General features: G+C 41.2%; 27 protein-coding genes. 24 read left to right on the forward strand and 3 right to left on the reverse strand.

The annotated features are described in order from the left end of the window. Nucleotides 1-59: 59 nt before the first annotated feature. The 5 genes from ACXYMX_RS00225 (at nucleotide 60) to ACXYMX_RS00245 (ending at nucleotide 7,778) form a co-directional block, all read left to right on the forward strand. Nucleotides 60-1,613, forward strand: coding sequence for a fatty acid--CoA ligase family protein (locus tag ACXYMX_RS00225; protein WP_459042198.1), 1,554 nt, complete (start codon nucleotides 60-62; stop codon nucleotides 1,611-1,613). A 1,255-nt stretch (nucleotides 1,614-2,868) separates the two neighbouring features. Beyond that, the gene (locus ACXYMX_RS00230) at nucleotides 2,869-3,849 is read left to right on the forward strand and encodes a quinone oxidoreductase family protein (protein ID WP_459042199.1); all 981 of its coding nucleotides are present in this window, start codon (nucleotides 2,869-2,871) and stop codon (nucleotides 3,847-3,849) included. Between the two features lie 72 nt (nucleotides 3,850-3,921). After that, the gene (locus ACXYMX_RS00235; protein WP_459042200.1) at nucleotides 3,922-5,898 is read left to right on the forward strand and encodes a S9 family peptidase; all 1,977 of its coding nucleotides are present in this window, start codon (nucleotides 3,922-3,924) and stop codon (nucleotides 5,896-5,898) included. A gap of 123 nt (nucleotides 5,899-6,021) precedes the next feature. Then, the gene (locus ACXYMX_RS00240; protein ID WP_459042201.1) at nucleotides 6,022-6,753 is read left to right on the forward strand and encodes an ABC transporter ATP-binding protein; all 732 of its coding nucleotides are present in this window, start codon (nucleotides 6,022-6,024) and stop codon (nucleotides 6,751-6,753) included. Next, nucleotides 6,750-7,778, forward strand: a complete 1,029-nt coding sequence (locus tag ACXYMX_RS00245) for an ABC transporter permease (RefSeq protein ID WP_459042202.1) — start codon at nucleotides 6,750-6,752, stop codon at nucleotides 7,776-7,778. Before ACXYMX_RS00240 ends, ACXYMX_RS00245 begins: the two co-directional genes overlap by 4 nt. 27 nt (nucleotides 7,779-7,805) lie before the next feature. Here the strand turns inward: ACXYMX_RS00245 and ACXYMX_RS00250 are convergent, their stop codons facing one another. After that, nucleotides 7,806-8,582, reverse strand: a complete 777-nt coding sequence (locus tag ACXYMX_RS00250) for an enoyl-CoA hydratase-related protein (RefSeq protein WP_459042203.1) — start codon at nucleotides 8,580-8,582, stop codon at nucleotides 7,806-7,808. A gap of 126 nt (nucleotides 8,583-8,708) precedes the next feature. On the opposite strand from ACXYMX_RS00250, the gene ACXYMX_RS00255 reads away from it, so the two are divergent. Beyond that, complete coding sequence (locus ACXYMX_RS00255; protein ID WP_459042204.1) at nucleotides 8,709-9,935, forward strand: EAL and HDOD domain-containing protein; 1,227 nt, start codon at nucleotides 8,709-8,711, stop codon at nucleotides 9,933-9,935. 70 nt (nucleotides 9,936-10,005) lie between these two features. Next, a complete protein-coding gene (locus tag ACXYMX_RS00260) occupies nucleotides 10,006-10,848 on the forward strand; it encodes a DegV family protein (RefSeq protein ID WP_459042205.1) in 843 nt (280 codons plus the stop codon). A gap of 500 nt (nucleotides 10,849-11,348) precedes the next feature. Here ACXYMX_RS00260 and ACXYMX_RS00265 read toward each other — a convergent pair whose 3' ends face one another. Continuing rightward, nucleotides 11,349-12,728: a recombinase family protein gene (locus tag ACXYMX_RS00265; protein ID WP_459042206.1), complete on the reverse strand. Its 1,380-nt coding sequence runs from the start codon at nucleotides 12,726-12,728 to the stop codon at nucleotides 11,349-11,351. Nucleotides 12,729-12,812: 84 nt separating this feature from the next. After that, nucleotides 12,813-13,439: a helix-turn-helix domain-containing protein gene (locus tag ACXYMX_RS00270; protein ID WP_459042207.1), complete on the reverse strand. Its 627-nt coding sequence runs from the start codon at nucleotides 13,437-13,439 to the stop codon at nucleotides 12,813-12,815. 154 nt (nucleotides 13,440-13,593) lie between these two features. Here ACXYMX_RS00270 and ACXYMX_RS00275 point away from each other — a divergent pair, with 154 nt between their 5' ends. The 17 genes from ACXYMX_RS00275 to ACXYMX_RS00355 all read left to right on the forward strand — a co-directional run bounded on the left by ACXYMX_RS00275 (nucleotide 13,594) and on the right by ACXYMX_RS00355 (nucleotide 23,618). Beyond that, nucleotides 13,594-13,806 (forward strand): helix-turn-helix transcriptional regulator, encoded by a 213-nt coding sequence (locus ACXYMX_RS00275; RefSeq protein ID WP_459042208.1) that lies wholly within the window; start codon nucleotides 13,594-13,596, stop codon nucleotides 13,804-13,806. A gap of 174 nt (nucleotides 13,807-13,980) precedes the next feature. After that, on the forward strand, nucleotides 13,981-14,172 hold the full coding sequence (locus tag ACXYMX_RS00280) for a hypothetical protein (protein ID WP_459042209.1): 192 nt from the start codon (nucleotides 13,981-13,983) through the stop codon (nucleotides 14,170-14,172). A gap of 6 nt (nucleotides 14,173-14,178) precedes the next feature. Then, on the forward strand, nucleotides 14,179-14,382 hold the full coding sequence (locus ACXYMX_RS00285; protein WP_459042210.1) for a hypothetical protein: 204 nt from the start codon (nucleotides 14,179-14,181) through the stop codon (nucleotides 14,380-14,382). Between the two features lie 21 nt (nucleotides 14,383-14,403). Further along, on the forward strand, nucleotides 14,404-14,622 hold the full coding sequence (locus tag ACXYMX_RS00290) for a hypothetical protein (RefSeq protein ID WP_459042211.1): 219 nt from the start codon (nucleotides 14,404-14,406) through the stop codon (nucleotides 14,620-14,622). After that, a complete protein-coding gene (locus ACXYMX_RS00295) occupies nucleotides 14,619-14,771 on the forward strand; it encodes a hypothetical protein (protein ID WP_459042212.1) in 153 nt (50 codons plus the stop codon). Before ACXYMX_RS00290 ends, ACXYMX_RS00295 begins: the two co-directional genes overlap by 4 nt. A 7-nt stretch (nucleotides 14,772-14,778) precedes the next feature. Continuing rightward, nucleotides 14,779-14,961, forward strand: coding sequence for a hypothetical protein (locus tag ACXYMX_RS00300; RefSeq protein WP_459042213.1), 183 nt, complete (start codon nucleotides 14,779-14,781; stop codon nucleotides 14,959-14,961). Nucleotides 14,962-14,976: 15 nt separating this feature from the next. Further along, complete coding sequence (locus ACXYMX_RS00305; RefSeq protein WP_459042214.1) at nucleotides 14,977-15,273, forward strand: hypothetical protein; 297 nt, start codon at nucleotides 14,977-14,979, stop codon at nucleotides 15,271-15,273. Nucleotides 15,274-15,285: 12 nt separating this feature from the next. Next, entirely contained in the window at nucleotides 15,286-15,495 is a 210-nt protein-coding gene (locus ACXYMX_RS00310; RefSeq protein ID WP_459042215.1) for a hypothetical protein, read from the forward strand. 47 nt (nucleotides 15,496-15,542) lie between these two features. Next, nucleotides 15,543-16,862 carry an AAA family ATPase gene (locus ACXYMX_RS00315; protein WP_459042216.1) on the forward strand — a complete coding sequence of 440 codons (1,320 nt, stop codon included), beginning with the start codon at nucleotides 15,543-15,545 and terminating at the stop codon, nucleotides 16,860-16,862. Beyond that, nucleotides 16,863-18,032, forward strand: a complete 1,170-nt coding sequence (locus ACXYMX_RS00320; RefSeq protein WP_459042217.1) for an ATP-binding protein — start codon at nucleotides 16,863-16,865, stop codon at nucleotides 18,030-18,032. Between the two features lie 26 nt (nucleotides 18,033-18,058). Next, a complete protein-coding gene (locus ACXYMX_RS00325) occupies nucleotides 18,059-18,634 on the forward strand; it encodes a hypothetical protein (protein WP_459042218.1) in 576 nt (191 codons plus the stop codon). 12 nt (nucleotides 18,635-18,646) lie between these two features. Then, nucleotides 18,647-20,230 (forward strand): DEAD/DEAH box helicase, encoded by a 1,584-nt coding sequence (locus ACXYMX_RS00330; protein WP_459042219.1) that lies wholly within the window; start codon nucleotides 18,647-18,649, stop codon nucleotides 20,228-20,230. A 95-nt stretch (nucleotides 20,231-20,325) separates the two neighbouring features. Further along, entirely contained in the window at nucleotides 20,326-20,640 is a 315-nt protein-coding gene (locus tag ACXYMX_RS00335; protein ID WP_459042220.1) for a hypothetical protein, read from the forward strand. Then, complete coding sequence (locus tag ACXYMX_RS00340) at nucleotides 20,637-20,861, forward strand: hypothetical protein (RefSeq protein ID WP_459042221.1); 225 nt, start codon at nucleotides 20,637-20,639, stop codon at nucleotides 20,859-20,861. Before ACXYMX_RS00335 ends, ACXYMX_RS00340 begins: the two co-directional genes overlap by 4 nt. Nucleotides 20,862-20,880: 19 nt before the next feature. Further along, nucleotides 20,881-21,126, forward strand: coding sequence for a hypothetical protein (locus ACXYMX_RS00345; protein ID WP_459042222.1), 246 nt, complete (start codon nucleotides 20,881-20,883; stop codon nucleotides 21,124-21,126). Between the two features lie 43 nt (nucleotides 21,127-21,169). Then, on the forward strand, nucleotides 21,170-21,352 hold the full coding sequence (locus ACXYMX_RS00350) for a hypothetical protein (RefSeq protein WP_459042223.1): 183 nt from the start codon (nucleotides 21,170-21,172) through the stop codon (nucleotides 21,350-21,352). 40 nt (nucleotides 21,353-21,392) lie between these two features. Further along, entirely contained in the window at nucleotides 21,393-23,618 is a 2,226-nt protein-coding gene (locus ACXYMX_RS00355) for an AAA family ATPase (RefSeq protein ID WP_459042224.1), read from the forward strand. Nucleotides 23,619-23,680 lie beyond the last annotated feature (62 nt).

A 23,680-nucleotide genomic window follows, 5' to 3' on the forward strand; every position in this document is an offset into this window, starting at 1 on the left:
ATATAATGAATTCAGTTGGTTTATGAATGGTGATTCATTCAAATAAGGGGGAGAATTAATTGAATTTAGTTTCACGAGTACACGATATTGCAATGAAACAACCGGAAAAAAGTGCGTATCATTTTATGGGGAAAGATACGTCGTACGCAGAATTCGATCAATCCGTATCAATGTTTGCATCTGCACTTCAAGATTTAGGGGTTAAAAAAGGGGACCATATCGCGTTTTTACTTGGGAACTCACCACATTTTTTGATTTCGCTTTATGCGACAATGAGAATCGGAGCAACTGCAATTCCGGTCAATCCAATTTATACGCCCGATGAAATATCTTATATTTTACAAAATAGTGATGCAAAAGTGGTTATCGCTTTAGATTTACTACTGCCATTAGTCGAAAAAGCTGCGGGTGCATTTCCTGCTATTAAACAGTATATTGTTTGCGAAACAGTTCCAGATACGCCAGAAAAAATTGCAGCACTAGCGGACGACGTTAAAGTTAAAGTACGTACATTCACTGAAGTAATCAGCTCTGGAAAACCAAATGGCCAACCGGTTGATGTTGATGAAAATGAAACCGCTGTCATATTGTACACGTCTGGAACAACAGGACGTCCAAAGGGCGCTATGTTAACGCATAAAAACCTGTTTTCCAACGCCAGAGATATCGCGGAGTATCTGTCGTTTTCAGAAAATGACCGCGTCATTGCCACGCTGCCTGTATTCCACGTCTTTGCCCTGACGGTAGTAGTTAACGCGCCACTTCTTCAAGGTGCAACAATATTACTCGTCCCACGGTTTAGTCCTGGAGATGTATTTACGATAGCAAGGGAACAAAAAGCAACGGTCTTTGCAGGTGTGCCAACTATGTATAACTTCATGTATCAGTACCCTGAAGGAAAGCCTGAAGACTTTGAAACTATTCGCCTCTCCATTTCCGGCGGATCCTCTCTTCCAGTCGCGCTGCTTCATGATTTTGAGGATAGGTTTGATGTGCGAATTTCCGAAGGATATGGTTTATCAGAAGCATCTCCCGTTACTAGTTTTAATCCAATAGATCGAGAGCGCATTCCAGGCTCGATTGGAAGGTCAATCGTTAACGTGGAAAATAAAGTCGTTAATGAACTCGGCGAAGAAGTTCCAAATGGGGAAGTCGGCGAATTGATTGTCCGCGGCCCGAATGTGATGAAGGGCTATTACAAAATGCCAGAAGAAACGGAAGTGGCAATCCGTGATGGCTGGTTATACACAGGCGATTTGGCTAGGCAAGATGAGAACGGATACATTTATATCGTTGACCGCAAAAAAGATATGATAATCGTTGGAGGATACAACGTATATCCACGTGAAGTCGAGGAAGTTTTATTTGCACATCGAGACATATTGGAGGCGGCAGTTATCGGCGTACCTGATCCCAATTTCGGTGAATCCGTCCACGCATTTGTTGTGATGAAAGAAGGGATACCTCATGACGAGGCGGCATTGATATCCTACTGCGAAGCACGGCTCGCAAAGTACAAAGTGCCAAAGCAATTTGATTTCTTAGATGAACTCCCAAAAAATACAACAGGTAAAATACTAAGACGCTCATTGAAAGATAGTTTGAAAGTATAAGCACGAAGACCTTCCTACAATGGTGTGTGGGAAGGTCTTTTTTTGTGAATAAACGCTGTCAAGTCTGTGAACTCCGCGGTGGCTCCAGCGAACTCCGCCGTCAAGACCATGAACTCCGCGGTCGGCTTCGTGAACTCCGCCGTGGGGGCCACGAACTCCGCTGTGACTCCGACGAACTCCGCGGTCGCCCCAGTGAACTCCGCCGTCGAGCTCGAACTCCGCCGTCAAGGCCACGAACTCCGCGGTCGGCCCAGCGAACTCCGCCGTCGAGCTCGAACTCCGCTGTCAAGTCCACGAACTCCGCGGTCGGCCCAGTGAACTCCGCCGTCGAGCTCGAACTCCGCCGTCAAGGTCACGAACTCCGCCGTCGCCCCCGCGAACTCCGCGGTCGGCACAGCGAACTCCACCGTGGGGTATCGAACTCCCCCGTCAAGTCCACGAACTCCGCGGTGGTTCCATCGAACTCCGCTGTCGCACTCGAACTCCGCCGTCAAGGCCATGAACTCCGCGGTCGTCCCAGTGAACTCCGCTGTCGCACTCGAACTCCGCCGTCACCAACCACCCACCCACAAAAAAAACTACCTAGTAAATACTCAAACTAGGTAGCCTACTAAATTCACTTGACGTTTACCTGTAATCGTAACGATTCGTGCGAAGGAATCTTAATGGTCCGCCGCAACAGCCGTATCTGTGAGAGCGTCGCCTACAACAGTTTCTGTTTGTTCGATATTGGCACCGACACTGTTGACAGCGACATTGATTGCAATTCCGCCCACCACACCTCATCGGTTCGTGGTAACCGTAGTTGTCAACGTTGAAATCATTCGTATCGTAGGCATCTCTCCTCCAATAATTATTCATTACTTAACCTCCTTCTTCAATCCCAAAAATTTCTGCGCCCTTCGGAGTCATCCCGTCTTTTGGGGTTTCTTTGATAAGGCGAAGGACTTCTACTTTTGCTAGTCCAACTTTTCTTCCTGCGCGGATCTTGGGACATGATATTGTTAATCTCGGATCGATCAGCTTTTTGCATCACCTTTCGAATCTCGTCTTCGTAAAAAATTGACATGCTTTCACTCCTCTCTTAATTAATTCAGAAAGGGAAAAATTACTTCCCTCTACTTAAAATACGCCGGAAAAACAAGGGCGATAGAGACAAGTGCGTGTTATGTAAAAATAAGTCCGCAAAGAGCCTAACTTCCTCTACCAAATTTCAAATATACGATACAATGATACTAATAAGGGGGAGTTTTCTATGAAGGCGATTATCGTTCCAGCATTCGGTCAACCCGATGTCATGCAATATGTAGACGTAGAAATGCCAACCATCACTAGCCACCAAGTGTTAATTGAAGTATCGAAAGCAAGCGTGAATTTTGCGGATATTAAAGCGAGATATGGCAATAAAGGAAACACTAGTTTTCCCTTCACACCTGGATTAGATGCAGCTGGCGTCATTGTCGACATTGGACCTGAAGTTACAGAGTTACACATTGGTCAGCGCGTCGTTTGTTTTCCAGTGAATGGGTCGTATTCGGAGTATGTTGTCGCGAACGAAAATTTGACGTTTGCAATTCCTGATGAAATCGACTTTGATATCGCAGTTGCGTGCACTACAGTCGGGCTTCTTTCTTACAAACTTCTTACGACAATCGCGAAAATCAATCCAGGCGAATCCATCCTGATCCACTCTTCTGCTGGGGGAGTTGGAACAACAGCAATTCGCATGGCAAAAATTTTAGGAGCAGAGAAAATCATTGGAACCGTTGGAGTTGAATCAAAAATACCTACAGCCTTAAACGCGGGTGCGGATCATGTGATTTGTTACGAGAAAGAAGACTTTGCTGCCCGTGTGAATGAATTTACAGAAGGCAAAGGAGTCAATATTATACTAGATTCAATTGCGGGCTCGATTACAGAAAAAAGCTTAGAGTGTCTAGCTCCGTATGGCAGGCTTGTTCAATTTGGAAATTCAAGTGGACAGGTTGGTCAAATTAAAACGAGTGATTTGCATTCGAGTTGTCGTTCAGTCCTAGGATTTAGTTTAGGAACTTCACGTAAACTTCGACCAGAATTGCTCAGAAATACCGCAACTCAAGTCTTTCAATTGCTGGAAGATGGGAAATTAACGATGGATATAGGACATCATTTTCCATTGAAAGATGCTGTACTGGCACATGAATTAATGGAAAGTCGATTTAGTACTGGCAAAATTATTTTAGATGTGAAGAATTAAGAGTTGTAGAATAGAAGGGGAACGATCTCGACTATCAAAATAGTAGTGGAAATAATTTAGGGGGAACTACCAATGAAAAAACGCAAAATAGAAGCAAATGATTTGTTTCAATTAAATTCTGTAACCAATCCCAAAATAGCACCAAATGGCAAGGAAGCGGTATTTGTCCGCACTCATATCAATGAGGAAGACAATGCATATATCGCAAATTTATTTCATATTGATTTGACCACACATGAGGTAACGCAGTGGACATATGGCAACGAACGAATTTCTTCACCAGAATGGTCGGCAGATGGGAAAAGAATCGCCTTTTTATCGAATCGGGACGAGAAGAACCAAGTCTTTCTTTTATCTGCAAGAGGCGGAGAGTCGAAGAAGCTAACCTCTTTTGAAAATGGGGTCTCAAGCTTTAAGTGGTCTCCATGTGGAAAAAAAGTGTGGATAAATGCTGTCGTTAAAGAAGGGATGACATTCACAGATTCGGAACAAAAAGACGAGAAAAAGTTTCCTCAACCGTACCGCGTTACGAAAATGAAATACAAAATGGACGGAATCGGTTTAGTTCCACAGGATGCTTTTAAACAAATAGGCGTAGTTGATGTTGCAACGGGTGACGTGACACAATTTACCGAAGGCAATCACGACCATTCACTTGAAGCAGTTTCAAATGATGGAAAGAAAATCATCCTAGCCGTGAATCGAAATGAAAATCAAGACTTCGAATACCGTCAGCCATTGTTCATCGTTGACGTGGAATCAAAGGAGGAAACAGTTCTTATCGATGAGGAAGGTTTCTTCGGTGGCGCAACGTTTTCGAACGATGACCGTTACATTGCCTATGTCGGCGCAGATTTTAGTTATCGTATAGCAACGCAGCCAAGTTTATTTGTTTATGATACGCAAGATGGAACCCACATGAACTTGACGGAAGGTATGGATGCACCTGTTGGCGATCAACTTGTGGAAGATTTTCAACAAGGAGTTGCCGCACCGGCAGTCGTTTGGACGAAACACAATCACTTGTATATTCAGCTTTCAACAATGGGTGACGTACGTCTTTATTATGTATCGCTCGAAGGCGAAGTGTATCCAGCTACACAGGAAAATGAGCATGTGTATGGCTATGACGTATCTTCAGATGGGGAATTTGCTCTTATAACGGTGGGCGATGCAGTGAATCCTGGTGAATTGGCAAAGCAGACGATTGCAACGGGCGAGCGAACAATTCTAACTTCATTCAACAAAACGTTTACCAATGAAGTTAAACTTGTTGAACCAGAAGCCATTGTTTATAAAGGCGCTAAAAATTGGGACGTCCATGGTTGGATAATGAAACCAACCCATTTTGAAGAAGGTAAGAAGTACCCACTCGTTGTAAATATCCACGGAGGACCTGCCGCAATGTATGGAAATTCGTTTTTCAATGAAATGCAGTTGCTTGCAGCCCAAGGATATGGCGTTTTATACGTTAATCCACGAGGGAGTCACGGCTATAGTCAAGAGTTTGCAAACGCGGTTCGTGAGGATTTTGGCGGTGATGACTATCTAGATATTATGGCTGGTCTCGATTTTGCACTTGCTGAAAATGACTGGATTGACGCGGACCGACTTGGGGTGACTGGTGGAAGCTATGGTGGCTTCATGACAAACTGGATCATTGGCCATACAAATCGTTTTAAGGCGGCGGTTACGCAACGTTCGATTTCGAATTGGATTAGTTTCTTTGGTGTATCGGATGTGGGCTATTACTTTAATGAATGGCAGCACGGTGCGGATATGAACGATGTGGATAAACTGTGGGCAATATCGCCACTTAAATACGCAAAGAATATCGAGACACCGCTGTTAATTCTCCACGGAGAAAAAGATTTTCGTTGCCCGATTGAGCAAGCAGAACAATTATATATCACTTTAAAAAGTATGAAGAAAGAGGCAGAATTCGTCCGTTTTCCAGATGCCGATCACAACTTATCGCGCACAGGCGCACCGAATTTACGTATAGCTCGGTTAGAAGAAATTCTTAATTGGTTTGCAAAATATATATAAATAGAAAAACGCAATCATCCGCAATTTTGGGGTGACTGCGTTTATAAGTTAATGCTTTACATTCTACTGAAAATTGAATAGTCTGAAATTGTTGGATCACTCACTAGTAAAGGAGTGGAGTAAATGATTGACAAAAAAGTGTGCGTTTCCATTCGTCAAGTCTCAAAAAGCTTTGGTAAACAAAGCGTATTAAAAGACATTACGCTCGATATTATCGAAGGAGAAATATTTGGCCTTCTCGGCCCATCTGGCGCTGGTAAAACGACATTGGTTAAGCAATTGGCTGGTCTAGATACTCCTACTTTAGGTGAAAATTTTGTGTTTAATCGTAAAATGCCGTCGCTCCAATTAATTAATCGAATCGGATATATGGCACAAGCGGATGGCTTATATGAGGATTTATCCGCCAAAGAAAACTTGGAGTTCTTTTCGACGCTTTATGGATTAAAAGGAAAAAAGAAAACTGACAGAATCAATGAAGTTATAGAATTAGTTCAGCTTTCAAATGATGTGACCAAATTGGTATCGAATTATTCAGGAGGAATGAAAAGAAGACTTTCCCTTGCGATTGCCCTTCTCCATGAACCTGAATTACTGATTTTAGATGAACCGACAGTGGGGATCGATCCAGTTTTAAGAAAAGCGGTCTGGAAAGCGTTTGATGAATTAAAGAAACAGGGAAAGACGTTACTTGTAACGACTCATGTCATGGACGAAGCAGATAAATGCGACCGACTTGGATTAATGCGGGACGGACAATTAATAGCGATAGGCACGCCCGATGAACTGAAAACCAGAACGAGTACCTCAACCATTGAGGAAGCTTTTCTCGTTTATGGGGGTGCAGAAGAATGAGAGTCCTGGCTTTAGTAAAGCGAATTCTACGGCAAATCGTACGAGATAAACGAACGATTGGGCTTCTAATTTTTGCGCCCATTTTGGTCCTGACGATGTTGAGTTTAGTCTTTAATGTGGATGAGTATGTACCCAAAGTAGGCTTGGTCAATGTGCCTGACGCAGTTTTAGAGCAAATGCGTATTGAAGGTGCGAAAATAACGAGATTTACGAATGAATTAGATGCGAAAAGCTATCTTGCAGAAACTAAAATTGACGGGTACCTTCTATTTAAAGGAGATAATCCATCTGTTGTTCTCGAGGGAAGTGATCCAAGCGTTGCGGGAGCCACAATGAAATGGCTTCAAACGGCTTTACCATCCGGCCACCAAAACGCTCTAATGGGAAGTCTAGACGTCGATTATTTACACGGATCAAGTGAAATGGGAATGTTTGATTATTTCGGTCCGGTTCTACTCGGTTTCTTTGTGTTCTTCTTTGTATTCCTAATTGCTGGCGTATCGTTTTTACGGGAACGGACAACCGGAACGCTTGAACGACTCATGTCGAGTCCGATTCGAAGATGGGAAATCGTCCTAGGCTACGTCATTGGTTTCGGCTTGTTCACAATTATTCAATCGGCAATCATTGCCGCCTATACAATTTACGTACTCGGAATGGTTATGGAAGGGGCATTCGGTTATGTGCTATTAATCACATTACTCCTTGCGCTCACTGCACTTACACTCGGTATTTTATTGTCATCGTTTGCGAACAACGAATTGCAAATGATTCAATTCATTCCAATCGTCGTCGTTCCACAAATCTTCTTTTCCGGTTTATTCAACATAGAAACACTACCGGATTGGCTTAGCTGGATTGGTCTGATTACACCGTTATATTATGCAGCAGAGGCGTTACGTGATGTGATGGTAAGAGGGTATGGGTGGAGTGAAATTCATTTGGAGATTTTTGCACTAATAGGATTTTCACTTCTGTTCATTGCAATAAACATCCGTGCATTGCGTAAATATCGTAAAATATAAGGAGAAGGGTGACACCTTCTCCGCTGCTTATTTCCCTTTAAATATAGGTTTTCGTTTCTCATTAAATGCTGCAAGCGCCTCGATTCGATCTTCAGTCGGAATCGTCACCTCATAAGCCTTCCGTTCAATTGCTAAACCTGTATGTAAATCTACATTCATCCCTTGTTTCACAGCAAATTTGGCTTGTTGAACTGCAATCGGTCCATTCCTTAAAATAGCATCCGCAAAAGTAGTCGTCTCAAGCAAGAGGTTTTCTGATGCCACAACTTTTGTGACGACACCGTACGCAAAAGCTTCAGAAGCTGTCATTCGCTTGGCCGTCAAAATGAGTTCAAGCGCCTTCGCTTCGCCAATCAACCTTGGTAAACGCTGCGTGCCCCCAGCACCGGGAATAATCCCTAGTCCAGTTTCAGTGAGCCCCATTAACGCAGTGTCGGCAGCTATCCGGAAATCACAGGAAAGGGCCAACTCCATACCTCCGCCAAAAGCAAAGCCATTCATCATGGCAATTGTTGGTTGCGGCAACTCCGCAATAGATGTAAAAACTTCCCCGATTTTATAAATATTTCGTTTGACTTGGATATCGGTTAGCGTTTTACGTTCTTTTAAATCGGCACCTACACTGAATGCTCGGTCTCCAGAGCCTGTAAACACTACCGCACGAATATCTGGATTAATTCGGATGGACTCGGTAATTTGCCCGAGTTCAGTTAGGATGTCGTAATTAAAAGCATTCATCGCATTTGGTCGGTTAAGCGTCACAAATGCTACATTCCCTTTTTGTTCAAAACGAACGAACTCCATTCCCATTCCCCCTAAGTGAAAGTGATTGTACCTACTTAAAATATACCATTATTAGTATGAAGTTATATAAAAGAATAGTAGAATAGTTATAGATTGATATAATTAAATGAAAAGGAGGTGTATTTGTTGAAAATCTTTGTTGGAAGACAACCGATACTTGATCTAGATGGGAAAATTTTTGGATACGAGCTGCTTTACAGAAACAGTGAAACCAATTCTTTTCCTGGGATTAATCCGGAAAAAGCAACGATTGAATTGCTAGTGAATACATTTTTGTCAATTGGAGTAAATGAAGTTGTAGGTGAAGGATTATCCTTTATTAACTTTACTGGGAAACTCCTTGCACAAGAAGTATTCGATAGCCTAGATCCCGAACGAGTGATCATTGAAATCCTTGAAGATGTAGAAATTACGCCAGCCCTTTTAACAAGAATAAGCAGGCTGAAGGAAACTGGATTTAAAATTGCGCTCGACGATTTTATTTTGCAAGGAGAATATTTGCTGAATGAACGCTTATTCCAAGTTGTCGACTATATAAAAGTCGACTTTGTCGGAACGTCCATAGCCGAACGGACGGATGTGGAGAAGTTTTCTAGAAAATACCCTCAAATTCAACTACTCGCTGAAAAAATTGAAACCAAAGAACAATATAATATAGCAAAAGAAGCAGGGTACAAACTTTTCCAAGGGTATTATTTTGCGAAACCTGAAATTATGATCGGGTATGAGATTCCATCGTATGTGAATATGCATTTTATTATAATTCAAATGATAAATAAGGGTCAATCTAGTATTACAGAAATTGCAGACTTAATCATGCGAGATGTCTCATTGTCTTACAAACTGTTGCGCTTTATTAATTCGCCGGCTGTTGGTGTACGAAGTAAAGTGAGCTCCATTAGACAAGCTCTTGTACTCGTAGGACTGAATGATACAAAGAAATGGATGCACGTTCTAGCCATGCGCGAAATTAATCAAGATGGCGCGAATGGGAGTATTCGAGCGTTAGTGGAGTTTTCGTTAATACGTGCAAAAACATGCGAACTTTTGGCTAGGAAAAAGGGCAAGGATAATCCCGATGAGTATTTCATGGCGGGAATGTTATCGTTAATGAACGTGATCATGAAAAGTGAGTGGGATCATGTATTAAAGTTAATTTCAGTTTCTGACAGAGTCGCAAATACACTTCAAGGTACGCGAACATCAATTACCCCTTACATAGAAATAGCTGAAGCAATTGAGCGATTTGACTGGGAGCGTTTAGACAAGCTGGCGGTCGAACATGGAATTACAATGGACGAACTATCCTCCATAAGCACAGAAGCGTTCCGTTGGACTCGGAATTTGGAGTAGTCGGGTAGTCCACCTACCTATATCCCTTTTCTCGAACTTTATGTAGAATGGAGTGCAGGAGTTGAAAATAATGCGAACAGCAGTTATTACCGATAGCACGGCGTATTTGCCGAGCTTTATACAAGAAGAGTTATCGATTCGAATGATTCCATTAGCGGTCACGATTGATGGGGAAGTATTTGAAGAAGAAGTAGACATCTCAACTGCTGAATTTTACAATAAAGTACGTGGAGAAGGTCCTTTACCTAAATCATCGCAACCATCCGTTGGGAAGTTTGTGGAACTATTTGAGTCGCTAAAAGAAGACTATGATGCCGTTGTATCCATTCATTTGTCGAGTGGAATAAGTGGAACGTACGCTGGAGCAATCCAAGCTGGTGAAATGGTGGATAACTTGGAGGTACACTTCTTTGATTCAGAAATATCGTGTTATTTGCAAGGGTTTTACGTTATCCGAGCAGCGGAACTTGCGAAAAATGGAGCCAGCCCTGAAGAGATTTTGGTGGAGTTAGATGAAATGAAAAAAACAATGCGTGCCTACTTCATGGTAGAAAACCTTTCACACCTACAACGTGGAGGTAGATTATCGGGAGCACAAGCACTAATCGGCGGGCTTCTCCAAGTTAAACCGATTCTTCATTTTCAAGAAAAAGTAATTGTTCCTTTTGAAAAGATTCGTACACGTAAAAAAGCGATGAAACGAATCGCAGATTTACTGGCAGCAGATGCAGAGAAAATGCCACTTGAAGCGGCGATCATTCACGGAAATTGTCCCGAAGATGCAAAGATTTGGCTGGACGAATTGTCCGAAAGACTACCGAATGTGAAGTTCAAAATCAGTCATTTCGGTCCGGTTATCGGCACACATCTTGGCGAAGGCGCAATGGGGCTAGGTTGGGTAAAGCGAAACTAACAAATTAGAGGAGTGTGTGCGGATGACAAATAGAGTAGCCACAAAGAGTAGAGATTTTCTTTCAGGTCGAATTTGGCACCGCATGCACACCCCTTTTCCTTCCGAAATCATCAACGCCCACATCACCTCAGAAAACCTTCAAATCATTTCTGGAATCAAAACCCGCAAAACTTTCCTGAACCAATCCAATCCTTTTTGCAATCGATGTGAAAATGACAATCCTTCACGCTTCACCACATTTGACTGTGCTAAATGCAATGGCCCGTGTACGTATTGTAGGCATTGCTTGAAAATGGGTCGCGTTTCCTCCTGCACAGAACTCATTATTTGGAAAGGTGAATTACCTACTTATCCTCGAAAACACCTACTCGCTTGGGAAGGTACTCTCACCGCGGGCCAACAAAAAGCTTCCGAAGAACTGCTTGAAAGCACGTATAAAGGGAAGCCACACTTAGTCCATGCTGTATGAGTGACTAAGAATAACGACGGAACAATAATAGTTAAAAGTTCCATTCGAAAATTATCGAATTATCTTCTATGATTATGCGGTCTATTACCTTCTCTACAATGGCTCTCTTCTCGCTAAATTCAAGCTTATCGAAGTCTATGACATAACTATCAAGTTCGTCCAAATCGATGTTTAACGAGGCGCTCTGCTCTTCTGTGCTTTGTTTAGTTATGAGGTCCTTTTTCTCCACGTTCAACTTCTCTATTTTGCTAGATAAAACATCCTTTTCGATGTCACCCTCTGAATATAAATCAATTAGACGACCTATCTTCTCATCGACCTTACGAATTGCTAACTCATAATTCTTTTTGTGTTTCGGTGTTACTACGGATCTTCTACGTTCTTTTATCATGCTTTGTAGTTCACTTTTAAATAGTGCTTCGACGATATCGTTTTTGACAATTTTATTGAAGCATTTTTCATCATACTCACTTGGGAAACGTCTTGCCCGACATAAATATGATCGCACGTAATAATCTCCTATCGTTTGATTCTTTACCTTGTAACTGTACGTCATATAAATTTCATTGCACTTTCCACAATGTGTTAATGATCCAAATAGACTTTCTCGAGCTTTACCTGCATTTCTCCCTGCTGGATGGCGTGAGAGTAAAATTTGTACACGATTAAATTGCTCATCTGAAATAATTCTATCGTGGGCACCCTCATATTCATTCTCTTTGTAACTAACCTTACCGATATAAAGACGGTTACTTAAGATTTGTCTTATTGTCGTAAATCTCCTGCTGGCATAACCTTCTTCTTTTAAGACCTTTTGAATGATAGTAATTGAGTGATGTTTTTCGTATAAATCAAAAATGCGCTGCACTTTTTCAGCTTCAGGATCATCAATAACCATTGTGCTATTCGGACCCTTCTTGTACCCTGTCGGCATATGATTACCTCCAAGCTGACGGAATCCGGCTTCAATCCTCTTTTGTATTCCACTTTGCATACGCTCAGTAATAGTAGCCCGCTCTAATTCGGCAAAGACGGCTAATATACCAATCATGGCCATACCGAATGGTGTTGTCGTATCGAGCGTTTCAGATACGGAAACAAATGCTTTATCATTTTTCAAGAAATAATCTTGTATCAATTCCATTGTATCGCGTTGGGAACGGGATAAGCGGTCTAATCGGTATACCATTATCACATCGAATTCATCCAGTCGGTTTAATAAATTCTGTAAGTCGGGACGATCCATGTTAGCTCCCGAATAAGCAGCATCGTTAAAGTAGTCACCAACTACCCACCCTTTAGATGCGCACATTGCTTCCATGCGTTCTGTTTGTATTTCAATGCTATAGTTCCCGTCTTGTGCATTTGTGCTGTAACGACTGTATAGGGCTACTCTCTTTGTGCTATCCATAGTTTTATCTCCCTTCATATATAAGAAAGAGCAGATTTCCCGTATGAGGGTTTGTCTGCTCTTTTTAATTCCTAGCGCTAGAAATTAATGTATTCTTTCAGAGCGTATAACTTTACCAATTATCTGTACAGGGTTATTCGGTGTAACAAATATAGCCTCGTATTCAGGGTTAACTGGCAATAATATCATCATTCCATCTTGTTTCTTGATTCTTTTCAATGTAGCTTCTGTATTTCCATTGACCATGACCGCAGCGATCTCGCCATTTTCGACTTCATTCTGTTCTCTTAATAAAACCATTGAGCCATCTGGTATTTCCGGATACATGGAATCTCCTTTTGCTTCTAAGTAGAACAAGTTTCCAGATGGTAACCGATCAGCTAGTTCGATTCTGTAATCTTCATAGTTTGCTTCGGCCAGTATCGGATCTCCACAAGATATTGTTCCAAGGACAGGTATTCTCACGGTACGTTGAGACACTTCTATGATGTTTGTTGGTTTTTGTAAATCTCTTTCCATCAAATCTGTCAAACTGACATTAAATATTTTAGCTATATCGGAAAGAGTTCCTGATTTAGGTGTATAAGTTCCTTTTTCCCACTCACTTATTGTGGATGCGCTTTTCCTTCCTAATAGTTGAGCTAGTTCTAGTTGTTCTAAATGCTTCTTTGTTCTTAGGTATTTCAAGTTCTTTCCGAAATTGTTAGACATTATTTTTCCACTCCCTTCTATATATAGTATTGCATACATTTCAGTTAATTAGAAGTGTGTTTGTGAAAATACTTCTGTATTTCTGAAATTAGTTGTTGACTTCGGTTAAACCGAAGTGATATAGTAATGACATAGAACGACAGGAGGTGACAAAGTGTTGTGTATTTTATCAAAAGAACCATTGAAAATATTGCGAGTTCGAGCTAATCTGACACAAAAGCAACTTGGCGAAAAAGTAGGCATGACAGGAGAAATCATTAGTCATTATGAAAAAGATGTAAACAATTTACGGAAAGCGCAATACGGAAATATTGAAAAATTAGCTTTTGCATTAGGTGTTTCGGTAGATGATATTTTTTTAGGATAGACTTCAGAAAAACCGAAGTAGAGTATTATCGGCCTATCAACAGGCTTGACCGTGAATGGACTAGAAAATCATGGCGATTAAATAAAAAGGAGGAAGCACATTGAAAGGATCAATACCTACACATGTAGTTGTTACAGGTAAGAGGTGTGGAAGAATGCGAAGTAGGTGCATGAAATGTACAAAATAGAAATCCCTCATTTATCGTTTGAGAATGAAAAAATAGAAACGCCAGTTGGTCTTTCGGAATTACTAGAATCCACTTGGACGGTAAAGGGGGAAATTAATAATGAAGTGGTGAGTAAATTCCATCGAACAACTTTTAAAAAACCAAATGGTCGATGGGTGACTAAATTCGAAGGGATGTGAAGAAAAGTGAAATTCGGAGAAATGGCATTATGGACGAATCGTTTGAAAGAAGTGCTGTTAATCAAAGATTCCTATATCCAGCGGGCGCGCATGAAAAACTTGAAGAATGATTTTACTTTAGCTTATTGCGAACTACTTGAATCGACTAAAGATTATTCGTTAATCCGGCTTAGGTTCACGATACAGCAAGAACACTTTCGCATCGTTTAACGAGAAAGGGAGGGAAACATTATGAAGAAGTTCTACTTCACATTTGGATCGGGCCATCCAAAACACAATACCTACCAAGTTATCTTCGCAAAAACAGAAGAGGTTGCATACAAGAAGATGTTTGCGATTCACGGTACTCAATGGGCTTTCTGCTACAACCAAGAACAATGGACGGATTCAAGAAAGAAGTATTTCAGAAATTTGAAACCTCTGAAATATGCTTATGAGTTTGCTTCATGAGTTACGAATTCGAAGGTGTCAAATTGTGCTTGTATCTAGCATTAAAAAAGCTCAATGAAAATGATTTAGACATGGCCAAGCATCGACTCGAAGAAGCTATTAAACTCATGGAAGAATTGCAAAAAGAAAAGGAACTTGAGGGGAGGTGAAAGCTAAGTGGATTTTCTAGCGGTTGGGGTGTCGAGCAAAACAATTTATGCAAGCGGAACCAGAGCGGATTGTATGCGCAGATTGATAGAAAAGTATCCTACTACAAAGGAAGGAAGAGGTGTTCATAAAAAATCCAGCGTTGCTGTGAAAATTGTTTTGCCTGAACCTGTGATTTTAATTCGAAAATGAGGGGAGGTGAAATTAATGGTTGATACAGCCATTAAAAACGGAATCAACAGAAGGACCTACAATAGTAGGGTGCAAAGAGGTTGGGATAAGCGTTTAGCTGCAACTAAACCCGCTGCAACTGAATACCAAGGCGATTATGCCATTTATAAAAAAGGCGAACTCGTTCTAATGGGATCAAAAAAAGAGTGCGCTGAATATTTGGGAGTAACTGAGCAATACATTCACTGGATGACAACACCTACCGGGATCAAGCGTAGGGATGAAAGAAAAAAACCAGAAATGGCTATGGCTGCGGTTAAGTTGGATGACTAGGGGAGGGATAGAATGTTTGAAGAATTCGTCAAAAAAGTTATCGAAAACGCCGTTCAAGAAGCTAAACAAAGAAAAGAAGCGGAAACCAATTCATTGATGTCGGAGATTACAAATTTTCATATTACACAAGTAATCGACAAAGCATTAGAAACCAAAGACCAAAAAGCATTTGAAATTTTAGTGAAAATAAAAAACGACCGTTTACAGACGGCCGCTAAATAAAACACTCACCATAATAATACCACGAAAAGAAGGGAGTTTATATATTTATGATTAAAATTAACAAACTTGAAATAGAAAACGTGAAACGTGTAAAGGCAGTCAAAATTGAGCCGACAGCGAATGGTCTCACAATCATTGGTGGAAGGAATGGACAAGGTAAAACGAGTGTGCTGGATGCAATCGCTTGGGCGTTGGGTGGTAACAAATACCGTCCTTCTCAAGCGCATCGTGAGGGCAGTGTCATACCACCACATTTATCCATAACATTATCAAATGGATTGGTAGTCGAACGAAAAGGAAAAAACAGCGATTTAAAAGTTGTTGATCCAAATGGAGAAAAAGCAGGACAGCAACTATTGGATAGTTTTGTTGGTGAGTTGGCTATCGATTTGCCAAAGTTTATGAATTCAACAAGTAAGGAAAAGGCGAATACTTTACTGCAAATTATCGGCGTGGGTGAGCAGCTGTATGCATTCGATAAAGAAGAAGCAGAACTTTATAGCAAGCGCCTCACAATCGGTCAAATTGCCGACCAAAAGAAAAAATTTGCAGATGAACAGACTTATTTTCCCGATGCACCAAAAGAGCCGATATCTGCATCTGATTTGATTCAGCAGCAACAAGCTATTTTAGCTAGAAATGGTGAGAACCAGCGTAAACGTGAACAGGTTTCGCAAATTGAATTCCAGTATCAACAAGAAGAAAGCGGTATTGCTCATTTAAGTAAGCAAATTCAGGACCTTACGATTCAATTACAGGGCATGACTGAAAAGCATAATCAGACAGCTACAGACTTGGAAACAGCACGTAAATCAGCACTGGACTTGCACGATGAGTCAACGGACGAGCTTGAGCGCAATGTCCAACAGATTGATGAAATCAACCGCAAAGTCCGTACTAATTTAGACAAGGATAAAGCCGAAAGTGATGCTCATGAATACCGTGCACAATACGACAAATTTACAGCAACTATCAATGATTTACGCAAAAAGAAAACGGACCTCTTAACAAATGCAAATTTGCCACTGGATGGGCTAGGTGTAATGGATGGAGAACTTATTTACAACGGTCAGAAATGGGACAATATGAGCGGTTCCGACCAATTAAAAGTATCCACGGCGATTGTTCGCAAATTGAAGCCGGATTGTGGATTCATTCTATTGGACAAGTTGGAGCAAATGGATCTTGAATCATTAACTGAGTTCGGTCAGTGGCTAGAAGAGGAAGGTTTGCAGGCAATCGCCACAAGAGTAAGTACCGGTGAAGAATGCCAAATCATTATTGAAGATGGCTATGTAGATGGACAAGTCTTAGTTCCAGAAACGCCGCCAGTAGCACCGACAACGTGGAAAGCGGGTGAGTTTTAAATGCAAGTAATTAGCGGAAAATTACAGACTGCAAAAAAGGTTGTAATTTACGGACCGGAAGGTGTGGGGAAATCTTCGTTTTCATCTATGTTTCCTAATCCGGTATTTGTTGATACAGAAGGATCTACTACGGAATTAAATGTTATACGTTTACCAAGACCAACCAGTTGGCAAATGATTAGCGAGCAGGTTGATTGGGCGAAAAGTCAATTCCAAATGGGTGTATACAAGACTTTAATTATTGATACGGCGGATTGGGCGGAACGATTATGCATACTTTCAATTTGTGCTGTTCACTCTAAAAAAGGAATTGAGGATTTCGGTTATGGAAAAGGTTACGTGTTTCTTGAAGAAGAGTTTGGGCGTTTTCTAAATAAATTATCCGACGTCGTGGAAGCAGGAATGCATGTTGTCTTGGTGGCTCATAGCCAAATCATTAAATTCGACCAACCTGACGAAATGGGGTCGTACGACCGTTATCAATTGAAATTGAGTAAGAAAGTAGCACCGCTTGTCAAAGAGTGGGCGGATATGCTGCTGTTTCTAAATTATAAAACATTCAGCGTTGCAGCAGACGAGAATGGCAAGAAGCACAAAGTGCAAGGTGGCAGACGTGTGATCCACACAACGCATCACCCTGCATGGGACGCAAAAAACCGACAGGGATTACCAGATGAATTACCACTAGAATATGCACAGATTGCTCACATCTTTAATGATGCAGCACCGGCACCGGTTCAACAGCCAATGCAACAACCGGAAGTTCCGTTGACAGCGCCACCTATTCAGCCAACACAAGCGCCACAACAAATGGCGTCTGTACCGGAAGTGGCGCTAGTTCCACCAGTAACACCTACACCGCCAATACAACAGCCAGAAGTACCTGTTCCGCAAGTGACAGTTCCACCACAGCAAACCGTGCAAAAAGCACCGACGCAACCACCAGTAGTGGTTTTAGATCCTGCAATTCCGAAAGCGTTACAAGATTTAATGATACCGAACGAAGTGAAAGAGTATGAAATTCAGTCCGTTGTTAGCCAGAAAGGATACTACCCATTGGATACTCCAATCATAAATTATGACCCGAGTTTCATAGATGGGGTTTTGGTAGCGGCATGGCCACAAGTCTTTCAAATGGTAATAGATTTCCGAGAGAGTCTACCATTCTAAGATAAAAATACTAGGAGGAATAATAGATGACACAAGAACGCGAATATCAATGGGATGACACGATTCAGAAGGATGGACCAGTTTTTAAACTTTTACCAGCGGGAGAGTATAATTTCACTGTGGAAAAGTTTGAACGTAGAAGATTTGCAGGTAGCACTAAGTTACCAGCTTGTAATGAAGCATTTTTAACGATTCATATTGATGGTGGGGAGCATGGACAAACTAGCGTATTACACAGTTTATATTTGCACTCGGTAACGGAAGGCTTTCTTTCTGCATTTTTCTCGTCAATTGGACAGAAAAAAGAAGGGGAAGCTGTACGCATGAATTGGGGAGCCGTAGTTGGAGCAAGAGGTAGATGCGAATTATTTCAAGATACGTACAAAGAAAAGACGAACAACAAAATTAAAAACTTCTTGCCTTACGAAGACTTTTTGAAGCACAACGGAGCGCAACAACAACCAGCACCACCGCAATATCAAGCACCACCTGTTCAACAATACCAGCAACCAGTACCACCAGTTCAGCCGCAGCAACCGGCAACACAGACACCTTTTCCGACAGCGCCACAACAGGGTGGATATACGCCAGGACAATTCTAGGAGGGGAACTAATTGAAACTCAGATATTACCAAGAGGGTGCAAGAGTAGCTATTCAAGAAGATTGGGAAACGAATGGTTTCAAGAAAACATTATTGGTCCTCCCTACTGGAACGGGTAAGACGATTGTGTTTTCAAAAGTCATTGAAGACCGGGTGAAAAAGGGCGAGCGCGTTCTCGTCCTTGCCCATCGCGGTGAATTACTAGATCAAGCTGCAGACAAATTAGAACAGAGCACTGGATTGAAAACTGCAACAGAAAAAGCAGAAGAAACATCTATTGGAAGTTGGTATCGAGTAGTGGTTGGTAGTGTTCAAACGTTAATGAGAGAAAAAAGACTGAATCAATTTGATAGGGACTTCTTCGACACAATCATAATTGATGAAGCACATCATAGTATTTCCGACAGTTATCAACGGGTTTTAGCACACTTTGAAGATGCAAATGTACTTGGCGTTACGGCTACACCAGACCGTGGAGATATGCGGAATTTAGGTTCTTATTATGAAAATATAGCCTATGAATATACGCTTCCAAAAGCAATTAAAGAAGGTTATCTCTCACCAATTAAAGCATTAACGATTCCCTTGAAATTAGATTTATCAGGAATTGGTCAACAAGCAGGTGATTTCAAACTTGGTGAATTAGGTAGTGCTCTTGATCCTTACCTTGAATCAATTGCGGATGAAATGGTAAAAGTTGCAAGCGATAGAAAGATAGTCGTATTCCTTCCATTGGTAGCCACAAGTCAGAAGTTTACACAAATATTAAATGAAAAAGGTTTTCGAGCTGCAGAAGTAAATGGCGAATCCAAGGATCGCGCTGAAGTATTAGCAGATTTCGATAATGATAAATACAACGTCTTATGTAACTCGATGCTACTTACAGAAGGTTGGGATTGTCCAAGTGTTGATTGTGTAGTTGTTTTACGTCCCACAAGAGTTAGAAGTCTTTACAGCCAAATGGTTGGGCGCGGTACCCGACTGTATCCTGGTAAAACTGAATTATTATTACTTGATTTTCTATGGCATACGGATCGCCATGAACTTTGTCATCCATCGCATTTAATTGCTGAAAATGATGAAGTGGCTAATGCGATGACCAAACAAATCGAAGAAGCGGGCATTCCATTAGATTTGGAGTTAGTCGAAGTACAAGCAGCGGAAGATGTCGTTTCTCAACGTGAGGAAGCGCTTGCTAAACAACTCGAGGAAATGAAGCGACGCAAACGAAAGCTAGTGGATCCACTTCAATTTGAAATGTCTATTCAAGCGGAAGATTTATCTAGTTATCGACCTACATTCGGCTGGGAAATGGGACCACCAAGTGAAGCACAAGTTGCCACGTTAGAAAAACTAGGCATTCATCCGGAAATGGTTGATAACGCGGGGAAGGCTACCAAACTACTTGAACGTTTGGATAAGCGTAGGCAAGAAGGAATGACAACTCCAAAACAAATCAGATTCTTGGAACAACGTGGTTTCGGTCACGTAGGTGGATGGTCATTCGATAGTGCTAAAAATTTAATCGATAGAATTGCGGGCAACGGATGGAGAATTCCGCCGGGCATCAATCCAAAAGAATATCGTGGGGAGTGAAGATAAATGTTTGATTACTTCGTATTCATTTTCATGTCTTCAGTCATTGTTTCCATTTACTATTGTCTTGGTTTTTTCACAGGGAGGTGTTCGAAATGACAAGATACACATTTGAGGAAAAACAACAAGCACTGGACGAGGCACATGAACTCATGATGTCGGATGCAGAAAAACTAAAATCCGTAAAAAACTATGTAAATTCAAATTTTTATAAAAACATCAACCCTATTTTAAATGAATCAGAATTGAATTTATTGATTGGATTGGCGGAAAAGGGATTAGGGGATGAAGAGTTGCGAGAAGAAAACATTAATTTACGCGGTGCAATTATGATGTCGTTAGAATTGCACAAATGGAATAACAACGAATCTGCGGAAATACTAGAAAAAGTGCTAGAGGATAACCCATGATCCATGACGGTATGGGATTACACGGACAAGCTAAAGATCGTGCAAACTGGGAAGCGTCCTTACAACATCGGAAAGAGTTAATACGTCTGGGGAAAAGGCTAGGTATCAGATTCAAGCATGATCCACACGCTATGAAACTGCGAGAATTGGAAAGATTCGTTTATGCGGTAAGAGATAAACGAGAACGATGGGAAAACGAACGGAAATTAAGGAACAGTTGACACATAAGGAGGAATAAGGATGAACACTTTCAAGCATGAATTAGGTGACGTTTTTTTAATCAAGGATTTTAAAGTAGCGGTACACACTTTAGAAAAACAGCATTTTATACAAAGCAAGAACTATGTAAGAGGTTTAGGACTCATTACAGGACGGTATATTGCAGAAGATGATGGTTGCGAATATTATCAAGTGAAAATGGAAGATGGTTATGAACTTACAGTAGGGAAGTACTTTTTGAGTGACTGTATGAGGGTTCTTAGATAACTAAACAGTACGATCATAAAGCGACATAAAAGGAGATAAAATAATGGCAAATGAAACAGAGTTAATTAGAATCCACACAACGAATAAATACTCAGACCAAAGCATTGATTTCGGAGTGTTTCCGACAGTTGACAAACTAACGGATTCAGAAAGGGAAGAGTTGGGGCAACTATTATTTTCGATGCTAACAAGATTGAAAAAGAACCAATATCCTTTTTCGAAGTAATACACCGGTGCAATCAAAAGGGCGAGTAATAAAAAAGGGGTTGAATAACATCGAAATTAAAATGGATTTAATACCGCTTTTAGAATATATAGATCCAGCTAGTCTTGATTATACGGAGTGGCTGGGCGTAGGAATGGCACTGAAAGAAGAAGGATATACAGCGAGTGATTGGGATTCGTGGAGTAGTGGAGATCCACGCCATAAGCCGGGCGAATGCTTTAAGAAATGGACGTCGTTTGATGGTTCCGGTTTAACAGGAGCAACAATAACGCAAATGGCCAAAGATAACGGTTGGACTCCTAAAGGCTATCGAGAAGATCATGAGTTGGATTGGAACGATGAAATTGACGGTAAATCAGATTATGTGGTAGTTGATAAAAACTGGATTGAAGGTATGGAAATCAGTGAGCCTACTGAATGGAATCCTGTTCAGGAGATTACTAGATATCTGGAAACGTTGTTCGATGTATCTGAAAACGTAGGGTACGTAACATCTACTTGGCAGAATGATGATGGAAAGTATTTACCTACTAAAGGTGCCTGGGATAGAACAGCTGGTGAGCTTATTCAATTGTTGAGTCAATCAGATGGAGATTTAGGTAAAGTATTCGGTGACTACAATCCAGAAGCCGGAGCATGGATACGTTTCAATCCACTTGATGGCAAAGGCGTGAAAAATGACAACGTAACAGAATATAAATACGCATTAGTCGAATCGGATACGATGGATTTAGATAAACAGAATGCGATTATGCGAGAACTGGAATTGCCAATTGCCGCTATGATATTCAGTGGAAAAAAGAGCATTCATGCCATCGTGAAAGTGGATGCAGCCAATTATGATGAATACCGAAAACGTGTCGATTATCTCTACAATATTTGTAATAAGAACGGTCTGAATATCGACAATCAAAACCGAAACCCTTCTCGATTAAGTCGTATGCCAGGAATTGAACGCAACGGAAAGAAGCAATTCATTATCGATACAAATATCGGGATGAGCAATTGGGAAGAGTGGCACGAATGGGTTGAAGGATTGAATGATGATTTGCCGGATCCAGAAAGCTTAACAGATTTTTGGGACGATATGCCGGATAAAGCGCCACCTCTTATAGAAGGACTTTTAAGGCAAGGCCATAAAATGCTAATGGCTGGACCATCTAAGGCAGGTAAGTCATTTGCATTGATTGGTCTATCGATTGCCATAGCAGAAGGCAAACAATGGCTAGGATTCAATTGTACGAAAGGAAAAATCCTATACGTCAACTTAGAACTCGATAGAGCCAGCGCGCTTCATAGATTCAAGGATGTCTATAACGCTCATGGATGGCCACCTGATAACTTATCCAACATTGATGTTTGGAATCTAAGAGGTAAATCCGTACCAATGGACAAGCTTGCTCCTAAACTAATCAGACGAGCAGCTAAAGAAAACTACATTGCAGTTATCATTGATCCGATTTACAAAGTATTAACAGGCGATGAAAACAGTGCGGATCAGATGGCCCATTTCACGAATCAATTCGATAAGATAGCAACTGAATTAGGTTGTGGCGTCATCTACTGTCATCACCACAGTAAAGGGTCGCAAGGTGGGAAGAAGTCAATGGACAGAGCATCAGGCTCAGGCGTGTTCGCACGTGATCCAGACGCATTAATCGATTTGACGGAGCTCGAATTAACAGATGACTTAATGAAGCAAGAAGAAAATAAAGTTACTTGCAGCATCTATCACGAATACTTCAAGAAATACAACTTCAATTACTTGGACGAGCGTATCTCACAAGATGACTTACTCAGTTCCATAGTTATGGAAAATCATGCAAAACAAGCGATGCCTGAACAGGTGTCGATGATTCAAGAAGAAATCAAGGAGACGCTCAAGGCTATTAAAATACGAACAGCTTGGCGAATAGAGGGTACATTGCGAGAATATCCAAGCTTTGAGCCTGTCAATATGTGGTTCCAGTATCCGATTCATAAGGTCGATGAAGTAGGTAGTTTAAAAGATATTCAACCTGAAGGTGATGGTCCATCTTGGCAGAAAAAAGGGAAGGGTAAAGGTGAAAAAAAGTCGGCTGCAGAACGAAAAGTTGAGCGGTTACAAGCACTTGAAATAGCATATGAAGCATGTGCAATTGAAGATATTATTACGGTTGAATCGATAGCGGAATACATGGGTGTGACTGAAAAAACAGTCAGAAATCGCATTAAAGAGCACAAGCATTTTGATGTGCACGACGGAATGGTCACGCAAAAATTATGAAAATACTTCACTCGAGTAAAGGGAATGTAAGGAATAACAAGAACTTTCCTTACTCTAGGGAA

The organism is Sporosarcina sp. CAU 1771 (assembly GCF_054482775.1).

What these genes read in the sequence shown, in the direction of transcription:
- ACXYMX_RS00265 (WP_459042206.1), bottom strand. Translation starts at nt 12,728, where the DNA reads ATGGATAGCACAAAGAGAGTAGCCCTATACAGTCGTTACAGCACAAAT.
- ACXYMX_RS00245 (WP_459042202.1), top strand. Translation starts at nt 6,750, where the DNA reads ATGAGAGTCCTGGCTTTAGTAAAGCGAATTCTACGGCAAATCGTACGA.
- ACXYMX_RS00310 (WP_459042215.1), top strand. Translation starts at nt 15,286, where the DNA reads ATGTTTGAAGAATTCGTCAAAAAAGTTATCGAAAACGCCGTTCAAGAA.
- ACXYMX_RS00315 (WP_459042216.1), top strand. Translation starts at nt 15,543, where the DNA reads ATGATTAAAATTAACAAACTTGAAATAGAAAACGTGAAACGTGTAAAG.
- ACXYMX_RS00260 (WP_459042205.1), top strand. Translation starts at nt 10,006, where the DNA reads ATGCGAACAGCAGTTATTACCGATAGCACGGCGTATTTGCCGAGCTTT.
- ACXYMX_RS00350 (WP_459042223.1), top strand. Translation starts at nt 21,170, where the DNA reads ATGGCAAATGAAACAGAGTTAATTAGAATCCACACAACGAATAAATAC.
- ACXYMX_RS00335 (WP_459042220.1), top strand. Translation starts at nt 20,326, where the DNA reads ATGACAAGATACACATTTGAGGAAAAACAACAAGCACTGGACGAGGCA.
- ACXYMX_RS00340 (WP_459042221.1), top strand. Translation starts at nt 20,637, where the DNA reads ATGATCCATGACGGTATGGGATTACACGGACAAGCTAAAGATCGTGCA.
- ACXYMX_RS00235 (WP_459042200.1), top strand. Translation starts at nt 3,922, where the DNA reads ATGAAAAAACGCAAAATAGAAGCAAATGATTTGTTTCAATTAAATTCT.
- ACXYMX_RS00230 (WP_459042199.1), top strand. Translation starts at nt 2,869, where the DNA reads ATGAAGGCGATTATCGTTCCAGCATTCGGTCAACCCGATGTCATGCAA.
- ACXYMX_RS00295 (WP_459042212.1), top strand. Translation starts at nt 14,619, where the DNA reads ATGAGTTACGAATTCGAAGGTGTCAAATTGTGCTTGTATCTAGCATTA.
- ACXYMX_RS00280 (WP_459042209.1), top strand. Translation starts at nt 13,981, where the DNA reads ATGTACAAAATAGAAATCCCTCATTTATCGTTTGAGAATGAAAAAATA.
- ACXYMX_RS00325 (WP_459042218.1), top strand. Translation starts at nt 18,059, where the DNA reads ATGACACAAGAACGCGAATATCAATGGGATGACACGATTCAGAAGGAT.
- ACXYMX_RS00320 (WP_459042217.1), top strand. Translation starts at nt 16,863, where the DNA reads ATGCAAGTAATTAGCGGAAAATTACAGACTGCAAAAAAGGTTGTAATT.
- ACXYMX_RS00250 (WP_459042203.1), bottom strand. Translation starts at nt 8,582, where the DNA reads ATGGAGTTCGTTCGTTTTGAACAAAAAGGGAATGTAGCATTTGTGACG.
- ACXYMX_RS00345 (WP_459042222.1), top strand. Translation starts at nt 20,881, where the DNA reads ATGAACACTTTCAAGCATGAATTAGGTGACGTTTTTTTAATCAAGGAT.
- ACXYMX_RS00270 (WP_459042207.1), bottom strand. Translation starts at nt 13,439, where the DNA reads ATGTCTAACAATTTCGGAAAGAACTTGAAATACCTAAGAACAAAGAAG.
- ACXYMX_RS00290 (WP_459042211.1), top strand. Translation starts at nt 14,404, where the DNA reads ATGAAGAAGTTCTACTTCACATTTGGATCGGGCCATCCAAAACACAAT.
- ACXYMX_RS00305 (WP_459042214.1), top strand. Translation starts at nt 14,977, where the DNA reads ATGGTTGATACAGCCATTAAAAACGGAATCAACAGAAGGACCTACAAT.
- ACXYMX_RS00240 (WP_459042201.1), top strand. Translation starts at nt 6,022, where the DNA reads ATGATTGACAAAAAAGTGTGCGTTTCCATTCGTCAAGTCTCAAAAAGC.